Genomic DNA, 15,509 nt, shown 5'->3' with positions numbered 1-15,509 from the left:
TCTATAGGGAATCGATACCAGTTTGTTCGAGGGCTGATTATCCAGAACAACGATCTTCGGAAATACGTTCAGCGCGCTGTAGCTTTGTCCAGATGCACGCGACTCAGAGGTAGCTCAGTTTGTCTGAGCAGTTTTGCGGGGGCTTAAATAATAGTCACCTCTGTCATGCTGCGGCGTGTTATGCATCGTCCGAGGGGCGCTACGATGAAGTCGTTCTTTTTCATCACAAGATTGGCGGCGGCGTCGATGGGCTCACGCCGCCAAGCACTCTTTTGGTCAGATAGCCACCGAATGAAAAGCCTCACGCTCTACGGAACATTGTTTTCGCGGCTTTTCCGACATCCCGCCCAATTCGCCATTTTCGTATTCCCATTCCCAATCATTCGGAAACGGGGAGACGTTCTAGATGGAGGTGTCATGCGGCCTGCGATCGCAGTGCAGAAGTGTATCAAGCTGAGAAGAGCCTCTCGCCAAGCGTGAACACAGGTTTTGCCATTGCAGCCAAGGTATCTTCAATGTCAAGACGTATGCTTTCCCATAAGGGGTACTTATCGATGGTTGATCATCCAACTCAAAACCGTACCATGTGAAGAACTCTAATATCTCTATAGAGTTCTCATAAGAAATCATTTACCATGATTTCAATGGCTTACGATCTCGCGAGAATCAGCATGAGTGCACTGATGCGACCGGCTTTCGACGCCGGTGTCGCCTTGACGCGTCTCGATGAGCGCGTCGCCCGTTCACCCGTCGGCGCAGGCTGGATCGAACGCCAAAATTTCGCCGATGCCTGCGCCTCGCTGTGGATCGACGGCGAACTGGTCCATCTCGAAGACCTCGTTCTCCACGACGCCACTCGGGACATTCGCACACCCACCCATGAACTCACCATCGCTCGTGACGTCCTGCGCAGCCGCCGGCGGATCGCCGCGCAGCTGCCGGAGTGGGCTTTGTCCGCGGAGGGTAGCCGAACCTTGCGACAAACGTCGGACATCAATTCGGTGGGCGCCGACGTGGGGGAGCCGACCGGCGTCATCCGGCGCGCAGTCGCGGCAAATGCGGAAGGGGAGGGGGAAAGCAGTGACGAAGCCGAAGGGCTTCCCGGCGTCGATTATGCCTCCATTGATGCGGTGCTGGCGCGATCGGAGGCGGCGATCGAGGAGGCAAAACGTCCCGGCCGAGCCGGCGGAGGTCCCGCCGAAAAGGATCCAATGATTTATGATCTCGACTGGGACGAGGATGCCCGGCTCGACGAATGGCGCATCGTGCTGCGCCAGGCCGAACACCTACCGGCGGTGCTGCAGGCGATCGTCGCCCTCGATGCCTGGAACGAACTGTCGGTCCTGCAGCATGCGCCCTGGCTCGGCCGACTATTTGCTGCGTCGATCCTAAGGGAAGCCGGCATCACCACCGGCGCCCATCTCGCCGCCATCAATCTCGGTCTGAAAACCATTCCGGTCGATCGGCGCCGGCATCGCGATCGAGAAACCCGGCTGCTCGCCATCGCCCGCGGGCTGATCGCGGCCGCCGAGATCGGACTGAAAGAACATGACCGGCTGGCGTTGGCTCGAACACTGATGGAGCGAAAGCTGGAAGGGCGCCGGACATCTTCAAAACTGCCGGAACTGGTTGAGTTGGTGATGGCCAAACCGCTGGTGTCGGCAAAAATGGTGGCGAAGACGCTCGATGTGACGCCGCAGGCGGCGCGGCGGATCGTTTTGGAGCTTGGGCTGCGGGAGATGACCGGGAGGGGGAGGTTTCGGGCGTGGGGTGTAGTTTAGGCAGCTCAATTCTCTGTGGCCTCGCCCTCAAATCGGTCGCCGTCGCTGCCAGTGTGCTGGGCCAAGGTAAGGAAGAAGCCGCTATCCGCGTCATCAATTTGCTGGCTGGTGCCTGCGACGATCGCAGGCCATTCGGCAAGCTGTTTTTCTGGCCACATGTTTGTTGGCGCGCCGATCCGGGATGATCGAAATCCCTTTCGTTAAGGAGCTTTTCGACCGCCTCGGAATTCGTTCGGACGACGGCTTTGCCTCGATCCGTGATCTGGTCGATTCTGTCATGCAGTACAGGCGTGCAGCACGCCGTCGCGCTGGCGGGACGCGACTTGCATCGATCTGCAGACCGGCAAGGTAAGTGACAATAAAATTTGAGGAAGGGGCTACAGGCAGGCGCAAGGAGTCCCTAAGATCTATGCTTCACCCCAGCAGCACTTTGAGAGCCTTAGGGGCATCCGACGAACCAGGAGGCTGTACCATTGAGCATCGATATCACCCCGCAAGAGGCGATGAAACGCCTGGAACAGCACTTCGGCTCGCGTGAAGGTGTCCTAACGCACCAACTGACAACGTTGTCGACCTCCGGGCAGCCTGTCGACATCACGTTCTATCGACGCAAGCCGCTCGTGGATGTTCGGGTCAGCACCAAGCTAGGAGCCGCTCGACTCTATGGGCTGGAAAGCCGCCTTCCGAGGCTCTTGAGGAGCATCGAGTTTTCCAACGGTGCCATCGCCGGCCTCAGTGAGATCTGGACGGTGAACCCCATGCCGATGGAGGGATTCACCCGAGAGGAATTGGACTCAGTCGATCTTGCTCAAGCAGAGGAGCGCATGGGACCTGGTGGCGAAACGTTGAGGAAGATGATCCGCAAGACGTATCACTGCAAGAGCAGGGCCGAGGTCGACTATTACCTACGCCGCTGGATCGCGTCCTAGCGAGGCCGCGACGTTCACGGCGCCAAAATTTCACCTTGATTTCGGTCGAGCTGATCGCGGATCCGTTGCGGCATCTGCCATTGTGGCGGCGGCGGGTTTTGCTTCAACTCTGCTATGAGGCGCCGCTGATTTTGCAGTTCCTGTTGGCCCCGCTGATCGAGGCCGCTCTCGTAGGGGAGCAGGCGAGCCATCTCGGCTTCTGCTTCATCAAAAGCGCCGCAGTAAGCGAGAACCACAGCATACTGGCTACGGACCGGAATGACGCGACCCGCGAGCTTTAAGCCAAGGATTGTCGGCATCAGGTTTCTCTCGATGACGTCTCGCGCACCGATGTAGTCATGCCGTTCAACGAAGTCATCCACCAACTCCTGACCGACCCTGACAAATGAGTCCAATGAATGCGCCATCGAATAGAATTTGAGCGCGTGGACGTGAGCAAGGCCGGGATGATTTCCTGTCGCCTTAATTGCCTTCGCTTGTAGGTCCAGCGCGTCGGCTAGATGCTTGAGATCATCGGTATGGCTCTCATCGCCCTTCAGCAGCGGGAAAATTTTGTCCGGGTTGTTTCCCATCACGTCGCCAAGCCTAAGACCAAGCAGATCATAATATTCAACGATCAAATCGAGAGTCGCGGTGACGCAATCATCCACGAATCCCAGTTCGAAAAGCGCATGCGCGTAATTGTACTTCGCCACGCGGAGGTGCTGCGGGGTTTGTGGCAGAACGCGGCTCAGCTCGGCCATCGTTGCCCTGACGGCGAGGATATCCTTGGCGCGAGCGGCGAAAATCATACGCTTCATGCCGACGGCGAGACGTTCCGACAATCCGAGACTGTTCCGGCGAACGAGCTCGTCCATGCGATCGAGCTTGGCGCGAATGCCCGCGTCATCGCCCTCCTTGAAATGCGCAAAGGCCAGCCCGTCTAAAGCCCAGAAACGGTCCTCCGCTGGGACCTCGTCTGATTCCGCAACCTGATTGAGATATCCGGTGATCTCCTCCATGTAGCCCAACTCATGGAAGATTTCGTCTGTCGCCATTTCGACGAGCGGCTTGATATTGCTCAGCGCGACGAACATGCGGAGCAGTAGGAAGACGCGCTGACGATCGTGGCCTCTGGGGAGCGCCATCATAAGTAGATCGCGGATCGCTTCCTGCGCTTTCTTAACCGTATCCGCTCCGCAACGATCGAGGTGAGCACGACCCAACGGCCTCATGGCGTCGTGGACTTTGAAGCGATCCACGCCGAAAATTTGAATCGCGCCGGTGAGGCGCAGTCGTCGGAATGCGGTGGCAGCGGCGGACTTCTCCAAAGCGAAAGTCCCCTTGAGAACATCGCTGGCTTCGGATTGATTGAGCGGAACGTCGCTGAGGCTGAGCGCAGCGAGGACTTGACGTTCATCGTCACCGTAACTCTCGAACAACTCGGCCAGGATCAGCTCCTGGGCGGTTTCGACAATGTGCGTGCGTTCCTCAAGGGCGGCACAGAGCCGAATGACCTCTCCATCATAGTTGTTGGCGGCGATCTTCAGCGCGTTCTGCGTATAGAGCGGTAGCCCAGCCGTAAGCTTGAGCAGGCGCTCGTAGCTCGAATAATCACCGCGGCATCCGTGTGATGAGCCTTCGGCTGCCGCAGTTTCATTGGTCCAGCCCAAAAGTGGTTCCGCTTGAACGCCCAACGTCGCTTCAATACGAGCGACAGCAGCGTTCGGTTGCGCCAACAGGACGAAGTGTAGGTGGGGAGAGGCTTCGACCAGCGAAACCAGGTCGGCTGCGGGCACGCGATGTGCGTTGTCCAGCACCAAGGTGGCGGTAAGATTGGTCTCCGCGAGGTGACGCCCGATAGCGAAGAGGATTTCCGTGCCCGTCGCTCCGGGCAGCAGAATTTCGCCTAGCTTGCCGCTGGTCTTCCCGAATAGGCGCGCCGCGAGCTCACGAGCGACAGCACTGGCCAAGGCTGGCCCGGAAATGTCGGCGACGTCGTAGTACGCCAGCCTATCGCTCGTGTGCAGGGCGGTCTGCGAAACCCAGGAGGTCTTGCCGGCTCCAGAGAAGCCGGTGACCAGTCGAACGCGGCGCTCGGTAACGAGCGGAGGTTCTTTGTCTTGTGGTCGGTATTGAAGAGGCGGCGCCGGAAAGTCCTGCAGTTGAATCACCAACTGCTCAAAGAGCTCCGACAGCTCCTGCACGATAAAGGTATGGTTGGGGTTCGGTTCGATCCCCGCCGCGGCCGCCATTATCCTGCCCGCGAGCTTCCAGACAAGCGTTTCCGGAGCCAGAATTGAAAAAGGCAAAGTGCTCGCTGCCGCGCGGCAAGCCCCGAATCCATCCGAGACATTGTTCCATGGCGCGGGCAGCGCTTCCTCCGTCGCGGACAATTTGCCCGGCCAAAGCAGCACAACATCAGAGGGCCAAGCTTCGCTTTTGAGGCGATCCGCTAGCTGGGGACCTGGGGCAGTGTTGGATACGATCACGAACTCGGCCCTGCCGCTCCTTCGGCCCTCCGCATGCTCAGTGCGAATGGCATCGAACCGTGACAGAGCACCGTCTATGTCGCTGAAAATAAGGTGTGAGCTTCTTGTTTTGACCTGCGCATACACGCGCTTGTCCGAAAACACGAGTTCCACGTCTTCGTCATTCTCTACCACGATGTGGGTGACGCCGGTGGCGCCTGCTTGAAACAGGCAGGCCACGGCATAGAGATGTTGGTAGAGGAAGCCGCGATGGACGGCTTCGATACGCGCAAGCTGGCGGCTGTCCAGATTGAAATTTTCGATCTCGGTCGCGCTCGCCATGTGTTTCAGATGTTCCCGGCTAGGTAAAATATAATGCTTGGTAATTCTCTATCGCTGATTGCGAAGAGAGATGCAAATCATAGACAGTACTATCCATGACGCGACTGATTCGGACACGATGAAATCAAGCAGACAGTTGCGCAGAATGGCAGCGGGAACGACAATGCACCCAACGCATGCTCAACGACAGCGGGAAACCCTCGAACAACGATTTGAGTTGGATGAAGCCTTCCTGTCTTCCCCAAATACTGCTGCGCTCAAATCAGCCGTGATACGCGCCAAAGATCGCCGGAATGGCGACCCCGTTGTTCTCAAGTATTGGTCGAAGACCGGAACCGCGGTTGACTCAGATCTGCGAGAACTTTGGCGGCACGAAATGCGTCAAAGTGAGCGCGTTAGATCTTTCCCTCGCGCAGATGAAGTTATTGTCGATGTATCAGGCTCGGGAGAGTGTGACGACGCATTCTACATCATCATGCCGAGCGATGTTGCGCCTCTCGAATACGCCTCGCAGTTTCTTCGTTCCGACCACTGGTTACGTGGGCTACATGGAGCACGGCAACGGTCCTTCCTCTGGAAGAACTTGCGCCGTCTGGCGGAAGCCCTTGGGGCGGTGCATGGCCAAGGTTTGGTTCACGGGCGAATAGACCCCAGAGCTATCTACTCTACTGGTGCCGCTACCAAACCAGACTTCCGGCTCGGCGGTTTCGAGTTTTGTCTTCGAGTTGCGGAGCTCAATAGAGCGCCCCTGAAAGTGATCGCGAAAAGTCGTCCGGTCGGTTCGGTTATTTTCTCCTTCCTCGATGACTGGCGTGCTCTTGGCAATGTCGTTGCAGATCTGGTCGGCCTAACGGCGGGATCCCTTGCAGAGGAAGAGGTGCAGTTCATCGCAGGTCGAACGAAGATAGACCTTCGGCCATCTGAAATTGACCTGATAAGATTATTGTTTGAGCCGGAACGGAATCGCATTCTGGATGCTGTAACAGTTACGGGTCGAATTGACGCCATTCTCAACGAATTGGATGCAGAGGTATTTGCCGGGAATGGGCGCTATGTGCTGGCCCTTCGGCTTGGACAAACAAGTCGCCTCTCGGCAACATTGCATGCAGCCTCTGGTGATGCGTTCGACACCGACGATGCTGATTCTCAGGTCGATTTTGTTCGAGCCGATCTCGAAACGGGCGCCACGTTGACACGCACGCCGAGAGGCGATCTCCTGCTGATGACCGAGAGCCTGGTTTATGATCTTCAGCCATTGCGCGTTGCTGGAACTGATGAAACTTGGAACATAGCTTCTTGTAACAACGCCCGTTTCAGGGACGACGTCATTCTTGGCCGCCGCGAAACGATTGACCTTCCAGAGCACCGGGTCGAGATCATCCGGTTTGCGGCTGCGACGGGACGTTTGAATGAATTGCGCTCTGATGCTCTTGATTGGAGTGCTGCGTTCGAGATAGCCGCCGATGATGATCCCGGGCTCGTTGTCCGACGTGGCCTACTTCTCGCACAGATTGCCGAAGCGCTGTTTAAGGTCGCCGAAATCGCTCCAGTTGAGTTGGTGGGGCAGCGGCAGCAGGGAAACAAGCGGATCGTCGAGATTGCAGCGAGTGATTCAGAGCACCGGCTGCGTCTTTCCGAGGCGCTGAGCGTGGATGAACCACATAAGCTCTTGCGACGGTCGTTCGACCGGGAGGAGGCCGACGTTGATGCGGAATGGCAGCTAACTGAAGCGGCCGGCCTTGGGATGACGGTTCGAGCCGCTGCCAACGTTCGGTTCATCCGTCCAGTACAGAAGAACAACCGAAGGCTTTACGAATTCCAAGTTCTCGACGGTGTCCTTCCCCCCAATGCTCAACTCCATCTGCGTAGGGTTGATGAGACAGGCACAGAGCAAGTGCTTCGACGGCGGCTCAGGATGCTGACGGTGCTTTCGACACAGTCGGAACTTGCCAATATGATTCTTGATCCGCGGGCGAGGCTGCGGTCCTATGAGGACGATCCTCTTATCGAGGACGAGCACTTCGGCAAGCTGGACAAGTCGAAGCAGGACGCGTTGCGCTCGATTTGGTCAACCGGTCCGGCACAGTTGGTCGTTGGTCCTCCCGGTGTTGGGAAAACCAGGCTGGTCACAGAAGTGGTACGGAGAGCTTTAGCTGGAGATCCCACGATCCGCCTTCTCCTGAGCGCTCAGGCGCATCAGGCCTTGGATCACCTTGCGGCGTCAGTCCAGAAAATGTTGAAAAAGAATGGATTGACCGACGATGTAATTTTGGTTCGATCGAAAGCGGATAACGGCGCTGACCTTTCAGGAGCGCAAACCCCTGATCGGGCAAAGGCGTATCTGAAGGAGCTAAATGACAGCCCGCTCCTTAGGCGCGCGCCGCGCGCCATTCAGCAATCATTGCGTGAGCTTACCGCAGCTGCTGATGTCACAGGAAATCTACGGACAAAGCTCTCAGCGACTACCTTGCGCGAGCGGCGTTCATTCGAAGCACTCGTCCTTGAATCAGCGAACATCCTGTTCTCGACCACAAACTCGGGGGACCTCGCGCGATTGATCGAGGACGGCGTTCAGTTCGACTGGACGATCGTGGAAGAGGCTGCAAAGGCGACTGGACCTGAACTTCTCGCTCCGCAATTGCTTTCTATGAGGCGGTTGCTGATCGGGGATCATAACCAACTCCCGCCCTTCGATACGGACCGGATCGCGGCGTTCCTCGAGGACCAAACGCGAGTGAAGCGGGCTTTGGCAGAAAGTGATGCACTCATCGGCAACATATTCCGCGATTTCGGTTTGGATGATCTCCGGGATGCGATCGAGGACGATGCGGTGCTCAGCGAGGTCAGCGCTTCGGCGCGTCGCATGTTGTTATTGTTTGAGAGCTTGGTGACCAACGAGCTCGATCGGCAAAGGCGATCTGACCAGCGCCGGCGGCGTGTGGCGACGGAGCTCCTGGAGCAACACCGGATGCACCCAGCCATCGCAACCGTAATTTCGCAATGCTTCTACAAAGGCACGCTCGACACATCAAAAGAGCGCGAAAAAGAATTCTACAGCGAGGCGCCACCATTTGTGATTACGGACGAGCGGCTGCCCGCATCTCCGATTGTTTTCATAGACCTTCCTTACGTTCAACGAGAGGCGGGCGCCGAAGAACAGCGCCCCACCTATCACAATCCAGCGGAGCTGCAGGTCGTGCTCTCTGCCTTAGGAATGCTTAGAGCGGCTCCAACAAAACCGACCGAGCCTGCGACCCTGGCCGTTCTTTCGCCCTACAACGAGCAGGTCGAACGGCTGGGGCGTGCGATCGAGGATGGCTTGCAAAGCAAATTGACGAGCCTGATTGACTTCAAACCGGGAACAAACGCGCCAGGTTTTGAAAGCACAGTCGATTCGTTTCAGGGCAGCGAAGCCGACGTCGTCGTTGTTTCTTTGGTCAGGAACAACGACCATGTGGGGCGAGCTGCGCTCGGAATCTTACGTGATCGGCGCCGCATGAACGTTTTGATGAGCCGAGCCAAATGGAAACTCATTATTGTCGGCAGCATGGAATTCCTGCGCGTGCAGGGGCGTCGGTATCGTCGTCACGACAAAGATGATCGAACCGCTCCAGCTTTTCTGGCGAAAATGTCGGAGGTCTTCGACCAGTTGGCGAAAGAGACGCTTCCGGACGGGAAAACGCCTAAGTTCACTGCGGTGCCTTGGGACTCGTTCAGAACGGACGAAACGTCATGAGCGACAAGAGCGCCGTGCGTGTCGCGGTACCGGTAAAGCTAGCGCGTCTCAGGGTATGGGTCGACAAAGGTCGTCATTGGAGCGGCGTCGACCGCCTTATACTATGGGCGCTTACGGTCGAGCCTACTACCGCCGGTGAGCTTGCCAAAGTTGCCTGCATCCCGGCGCGATTGATTACGGAAATCATCCTTCGCATGATGCGGTATGGATGGGTGGAGTTGGCGGCTGCGCCTAGGGGCGCTTCATTCCGGGCCACCGAGGCAGGTCGTGAAGCTGTTGAGACATTCGAGACATTGCCGCCAGTCACGCGCCGAGTAGCTCGTAGGATTTCCTTTTCGATGGAGCCATTCGCATGGACAGCATATGGACTGCGCGATCTGAAACCGTACCGCCCTGCCGAGCTTGAGGTAATTGAGCGTGAGCACGATGTCCGGCGTCTAGTGATCGACGGGGGATGGGGGCGATTGTCTAGCTTGGAGCTTTATGCTGCCGCAGATCAGGTCGTTGCTGACGACGAGGAACTGTCCAGTATCGACTACAGCGCATCGGATGCCATCGACCAGTTTGCGCTATTTACCGTGATTGGCAAAAGGATCAAAGGGTTGCCACCTGATCCGCCGGAATCGCTTGTTGCGGCAATCAATCGGGCAGCAAGCGAGAAAAAGTCCGGCACGGCGATGACGATTAAGCCGCTGCAGCGGGCGGGAGCAGCAACCACAAGCAATGGCCGTATTCGTACCGTCGCACTCGAGCCGGATGACATTGTCTTGAGCGGAAAGGACCACAGAGATCGTCTTGTGGAAATTCTTCGGCAGGCGCGCTCCAGGGTGATCATGCACTCGACGTTCTTGCGCGAGGACGCATTTATCGAGCTACAAGAGGAATTCGCGAGGGCCGCGAAACGTGGCGTCGGGATTGACATCTTTTGGGGGGCAGATCGCAACGAACGAGATCGCCTTGCCAATCTCGAGGCTGCGATCGCGATCAACCACCGGATTACAGCGGACAATGCGTTGCGGGGTCGAGCAAGGGTACATTTGTACACGACCCGCTCGCATGCCAAGTTGTTGATCGCGGACGCCACAGGACGCGCGCCAGGTGACTATGTCGCCGTCGTCGGATCATGCAACTGGCTGTACAGCGGATTCAATCGCGTAGAGACGTCGATCGTTCTACGGCATCCTCTCGCCGTGGCCCGAGTAGCTCAGGAGTTTGCCGAACTTGTCTTTGGTATCACCACGAGTTCCGACACCGCGTCCGATTTGACTGCATTGGCTCGTACGCTTCGGACGCACCCTGCAGCCGATGGTGAAGCAGAGCTACAACTCCTCAGAGGGGACGAACATGCCGAGTTCATGCGTCTTGCACGTGAGACGGCCGACCAGATGATTATGGTCGGTGGCGACCGGCTCGGATTGGCGGCGGAAGCTCGCACGATTATTCCGATGATGGCCGCCGCTAAGCGGTCAGTCAAAGGGGTAATTTGCTACTCCAAGCCTTCTGGCCCGGTCACGCACAGAGACGCAAAGGACCTCGCGAGCATCGCGCACAAGGCTGACGTACGGCTCGTACAGATCGAAGATCGCGAGTTGCACGGGAAATTTCTTCTCTGGGATAACGATCATCTAGTGATCACGAGCCTGAATTGGTCTTCTGCAGACACCCGCTCAGACGCACCTCTGGGCGAAATCGGCGTCTACATTAAGAGTCCGGGGATCGCGGCGGATGTGCGGCGCCGGTTGATCGAGGGATGGCCATCTGTCGATCCGCTGACCCCCGTCACTAGATCACGAAAAAGAAGAGGCAAACGGAGGAAACGATCCTCACAGCGAAAATAAAACTTTTCGGGGCACCCTATTGGACCGAGTTCAATGAGTCCTTCGGACGATCGAGATTTTCACGTCGGTTCACCTCTGCTTTGTCTTCGACTGTGTTGTCCATCTTGTATTATTCGGTGGCAAGCGGGGTGAACATACTAAGCCTGAATCAGGTGATTGGGAGGGAATTTGAATAATCCGGGTGGGGCTGAGGGCCCGAAGCAGACATTTAGGTTCATTCGTGGTGGCGATGCCGATGATCGCGAATATGATTGGGGTGAGGGCTCTGAAATCGTTCGCAAGGCTCTGTCGGAGTCGTTGAACGCGAAAAATGTTGCATTCCTGCTTGGAGCGGGGTGCTCGTCGTTGCGTATAGACAATGCCGAGGTTGGTATTCCGACCATGGCGCCGCTTGCCGCGGAATTTACGAAGGTGCACGAGCAGGATGTAGTGGGGCTCCCTACCAATGCTGAGCGCAAGGCGCTCGTTGAGCAGCTAGGCATCGACATCGGCGCGGAGGAATATGCGCGCAATCTCGAACGCCTGATGGAGTTGCTTCACAGTCTGCGCTTTTCGCTGGGGCGAAGCTCGCTTGACGTATCGAAAAAGCAACTGATCATTGTCGAGTCGATCATCAAGAAGGTCCAGGCATTTCTTTGGGCCAAATGCACCAAAGGGGCTTTCGCCAAAGGCGATCGTGCCGTCCTGAACCTGTATGAGACCTTCTACCGCAAGCTCGTTCTCCGTGATCGCTCATTGCCTCGGCCCTGGGTGTTCACGACCAACTACGATCTTTTCAACGAGACAGCGATGGACAGGCTTGGCCTGCCATATGCAAACGGGTTCTCCGGCGTTGTCGAGCGCCGCTTTAACCCTGCGACATTCCGGTATGCACTGGCCGAACAACTCGATCTGACCAGCCGCAAATGGTCAGCGGTCGACGGTTTCGTCTATCTTTGCAAAATCCACGGCTCGATCAGCTGGACAGAGGATGATCACGGTCTATTCCCGATCAGGGAAGCCGCAGCGTCTGAAGAGCCTGGTAAGGTGATGATCTACCCCACGCCGGCGAAGCAGAATGCCAGCCTCGGATCGCCATACGCCGACCTTTTCCGGGAATTCCAGTCACGCGTCGTTCGCGAGCAGAGTGTTCTATTCACGATGGGATATGCGTTCGGTGACGAGCACATCAACAATATTATCTACCAGGCACTGACGATTCCGACATTCAGGCTGGTGATCTTTGTCGATCCCACTCTTGGGGGTGACATCGCCAAGCTGAAAGCCCTGAACGATCCCCGGATCTGGATCATCGGCGGCGAAGGCCCGGAAGCCGGGCGCAAGGCGCATTACTTCGACACCATTATCGAGCAGTTCCTTCCACAGCGGCCGAGCGAGCGCATTGACGATGCTGTGCGAAAGGTTCTGGAGGCGATGGCGCCTCCTCCAAAGAAGAAGGAGGAGGGGGAACAATGAGCCGCGACGATCGTAAACGGGCAATCGGCAAGGTGGTCTCGGTTGCGGCCGACAAATTTGTCGTCGAGATGCATGCCGGCACCGACAACTTCACGGTCGTCGGTTTCGATGATGTCCACTATGTGGCTCGCCTCGGTTCATTCTTGATGATCCCGGTGCAGACGGAATACGTCGTTGCCGAGGTGGTCGGGCTACGCGAGCGTGATGTAGGAAATTCCGACCGACACGCCGGTGATATGGACAAGGCGTCATCGGCAAAATTCCTGGATGTCGTGCCTGTCGGGATGCTTCCTCAAAAGCCGGGAGAGAAATTTCGGTTCGGTGTGTCCATATTTCCGTCCCTTTATGCCGATGCGCTCTATGCCTTGGATGCCGAGCTTGATCGGGTGTTCGAAACGGATGTTCCAAGCGAGCCTGCACCCAAGAGAGGCGAACTGCCGGCTATTCCTCCAGAGGCGACCCGGTTCCGCGCTTTGACGATCGGCCGATCCGTCATTTTCGACGGCTACGATGTGAAGGTTCGGATCGATGAGTTCTTTGGAGGCCACACAGCCGTCCTCGGAAATACGGGCAGCGGCAAATCTTGCACGGTCGCGTCCGTGCTTCAGTCGCTGTTCGATAAACCCGACGAGCATCACGCTCGTGGTGCAACGTTCGTGGTGTTCGACGTCAACGGGGAGTACGCCAACGCGCTAACTCCTTTGGCGAACGGTAGTGGGATTGGGGTTTCCCATATGATTCTTGACGGAACCGCTGCTGAGGGACGTTTCCGGTTACCCCACTGGTTTCTTGAGCAGTCGGAGTGGGAGTTGCTTTTGCAAGCGAGCGAACGCACCCAGGTGCCAATTCTGCGCATGGCGCTTGGTCTCTCCACGCTGTTTTCGGGGGGGAATGCCCAGGAACTCAATGGGATCAAGAATCACATCCTCGCGACGTGCCTCAGCCAGATTTTGCGTGACGACTCAGGGAGCCCGTCGAAGCACGATCGGATGGTTGGCCTTCTTCAGCGCTTCAAAACCCAGCAGATCAACAACCCGACGATTGCCCAATTCATCAAGATCAATTTTGGGCAGATGGCTAATCCGCAAGGGCTGACAAACTATCTGCTCGGTGGAGCGCAAGGTGGAGGGTTTATAATAGATGGGTTGAAGATGCCGGCTTATGCGTCTCTTCCATTTGAGTTTTCCGCCCTCGGTGAAGCGCTGGATCTCGCAATCCTTTATGAGGAGGCGCACGGGAACCGGCAGATTCGGGATTACTGCTCGCAAATGCTCACCAGGTTCAAATCGCTCGAAGAACGGACAGAGTATGCTTTCCTTCGACATGAGCTGCAGGGCGGTGGTGATGTTCCGTCTATGGGGACCTTTCTGTCGCGACTGCTCGGCCTGTCGCAGAATGGAGCGGGATGGCTAAAGCAAAATCAGATCGTGATCATCGACATGAACGCGGTCGAAGATGAAGTGGTGGAACTTGTGGCCTCGGTCTTGGCGCGGATGTCTTTTCGGCTTCTCCGGCAGGCAGACCCGCGAAATCGGTTCCCAGTGCACCTGCTGCTGGAAGAGGCGCACCGCTATGTTGCATCTACGCCGTCGCGCTATGCGATCGATGCCAGCCGTGTCTTCGAGCGCATAGCGAAGGAGGGACGAAAATATGGTCTTTTCCTCCTAGTCGCATCTCAGCGACCGAGTGAGCTGTCGAAAACAGTGCTTTCGCAATGCTCGAATTTTGTGATTCACCGAATCCAGAACCCGGACGATCTCTCGCATATTCGACAGATGACGCCGTTCATCTCAGACGCCGTCCTGAAACGCCTTCCGTCGCTGCCAAAGCAGCATGCCCTGGTTTTTGGAACCTCCGTCAATCTTCCAACGACGTTTAAGGTCCGCGATGCAGTTCCGCTTCCAGCGAGCGACGATGCAAAAATCCGTGATCTGTGGTTCCACGAACAGGGACGTTCGGCCCAGGTTCGCATCGCTGTGCCACCTGTCCAGAATGTTGGTGCGGGGGGCGTATTCGATTGATGATCGATGCCTCAAATCTGGAAGAGTTAGCGGCGGCGATAGAGGCCAGCTCCGACTACCGGGTACTACGGCGCCTTCGCCCGCGCGGGCCGGTGGAAGGATACGACGTTGCCGAGACACGCGTGGGCTTGATGGTCGACGTCGAGACGACAGGCCTCGATCCCGATCTGGACGAGATTATCGAGTTGGCAATGGTGCCTTTTCGGTATGCGCTGGACGGCACTGTTGTGGAGGTGCAAGAACCCTTCGACCGTCTCCGCGAGCCGACGAAGACGATATCGCCTGAAATCACCGCGTTGACCGGTATTTCTACCGCCATGGTTTCCGGCAAGTCCATTGATCCAGATGAGGTTGCCGCTTTTGCTGCATCGGCTGCTGTGGTGATCGCTCACAATGCCGCGTTTGATCGGCGTTTTCTGGAACGCTTCAGCCCAGTGTTTTCAACCAAACCATGGGCCTGTTCCATGTCGGAGATCGACTGGGCAGCTGAGGGGTTCGAAGGCACCAAGCTCTCGTACCTCGCGATGGCCCTGGGTTTCTTTTACGATCGGCATCGCGCCGCAAATGACTGCCTTGCCGCCATTGAGATCCTCGCACGAGAACTGCCGAGGGCGCGCACCCCGGCCCTCGTAAGGCTGCTTGATCGTGCACGTCTACCAACCTGGCGGATATGGGCCGAAAACTCGCCATTCGAATTCAAAGATCTCTTGAAGGCGCGGGGATATCGATGGAACGGCGAGGGGAACGGGAAGCCGCGATCTTGGTATTTCGATGTTGCTGACGCTGAAAAGGATGCCGAAATATCCTACCTTCTGCATGAAATATATCGATACGAAGCAGATATTAGAACTGTTCGTGTCACTGCTTACGATCGTTTTTCTAGCAGAGTCTAGGCGATGAATCTTCTCGATTTCATATTAACATGGGCATTCCCTGATGAGTCTGAGCGCGAATTGG

General features: G+C 56.9%; 8 protein-coding genes. 7 read left to right on the top strand and 1 reads right to left on the bottom strand.

What is annotated here, in order from left to right; genetic code table 11:
* The first annotated feature begins 635 nt into the window (after positions 1-635).
* The gene (locus I3J13_RS19890; RefSeq protein WP_196379934.1) at positions 636-1,781 is read left to right on the top strand and encodes an RHE_PE00001 family protein; all 1,146 of its coding nucleotides are present in this window, start codon (positions 636-638) and stop codon (positions 1,779-1,781) included.
* A gap of 473 nt (positions 1,782-2,254) precedes the next feature.
* Positions 2,255-2,710 carry a hypothetical protein gene (locus tag I3J13_RS19885; protein ID WP_196379933.1) on the top strand — a complete coding sequence of 152 codons (456 nt, stop codon included), beginning with the start codon at positions 2,255-2,257 and terminating at the stop codon, positions 2,708-2,710.
* Positions 2,711-2,724: 14 nt separating this feature from the next.
* On the opposite strand, the gene I3J13_RS25785 is transcribed toward I3J13_RS19885, so the two are convergent.
* Entirely contained in the window at positions 2,725-5,502 is a 2,778-nt protein-coding gene (locus I3J13_RS25785) for an ATP-binding protein (protein WP_236001040.1), read from the bottom strand.
* A 145-nt stretch (positions 5,503-5,647) separates the two neighbouring features.
* Here I3J13_RS25785 and I3J13_RS19875 point away from each other — a divergent pair, with 145 nt between their 5' ends.
* The 5 genes from I3J13_RS19875 (at position 5,648) to I3J13_RS19855 (ending at position 15,445) form a co-directional block, all read left to right on the top strand.
* The gene (locus I3J13_RS19875; RefSeq protein ID WP_196379932.1) at positions 5,648-9,238 is read left to right on the top strand and encodes an AAA domain-containing protein; all 3,591 of its coding nucleotides are present in this window, start codon (positions 5,648-5,650) and stop codon (positions 9,236-9,238) included.
* Complete coding sequence (locus tag I3J13_RS19870) at positions 9,235-11,076, top strand: phospholipase D-like domain-containing protein (protein ID WP_196379931.1); 1,842 nt, start codon at positions 9,235-9,237, stop codon at positions 11,074-11,076. The genes I3J13_RS19875 and I3J13_RS19870 overlap by 4 nt, the downstream gene beginning before the upstream one ends.
* Before the next feature lie 168 nt (positions 11,077-11,244).
* The gene (locus I3J13_RS19865; RefSeq protein WP_196379930.1) at positions 11,245-12,531 is read left to right on the top strand and encodes an SIR2 family protein; all 1,287 of its coding nucleotides are present in this window, start codon (positions 11,245-11,247) and stop codon (positions 12,529-12,531) included.
* On the top strand, positions 12,528-14,552 hold the full coding sequence (locus I3J13_RS19860) for an ATP-binding protein (RefSeq protein WP_196379929.1): 2,025 nt from the start codon (positions 12,528-12,530) through the stop codon (positions 14,550-14,552). Before I3J13_RS19865 ends, I3J13_RS19860 begins: the two co-directional genes overlap by 4 nt.
* On the top strand, positions 14,552-15,445 hold the full coding sequence (locus I3J13_RS19855) for a 3'-5' exonuclease (protein ID WP_196379970.1): 894 nt from the start codon (positions 14,552-14,554) through the stop codon (positions 15,443-15,445). Before I3J13_RS19860 ends, I3J13_RS19855 begins: the two co-directional genes overlap by 1 nt.
* The last annotated feature ends 64 nt before the right edge of the window (positions 15,446-15,509 follow it).

The sequence above is a fragment of the Agrobacterium leguminum genome (assembly GCF_015704895.1).
GTDB lineage: Bacteria > Pseudomonadota > Alphaproteobacteria > Rhizobiales > Rhizobiaceae > Agrobacterium > Agrobacterium leguminum.
Note: the sequence above shows the minus strand (reverse complement) of the source record. Positions and strands in the feature narration are given on the sequence as shown.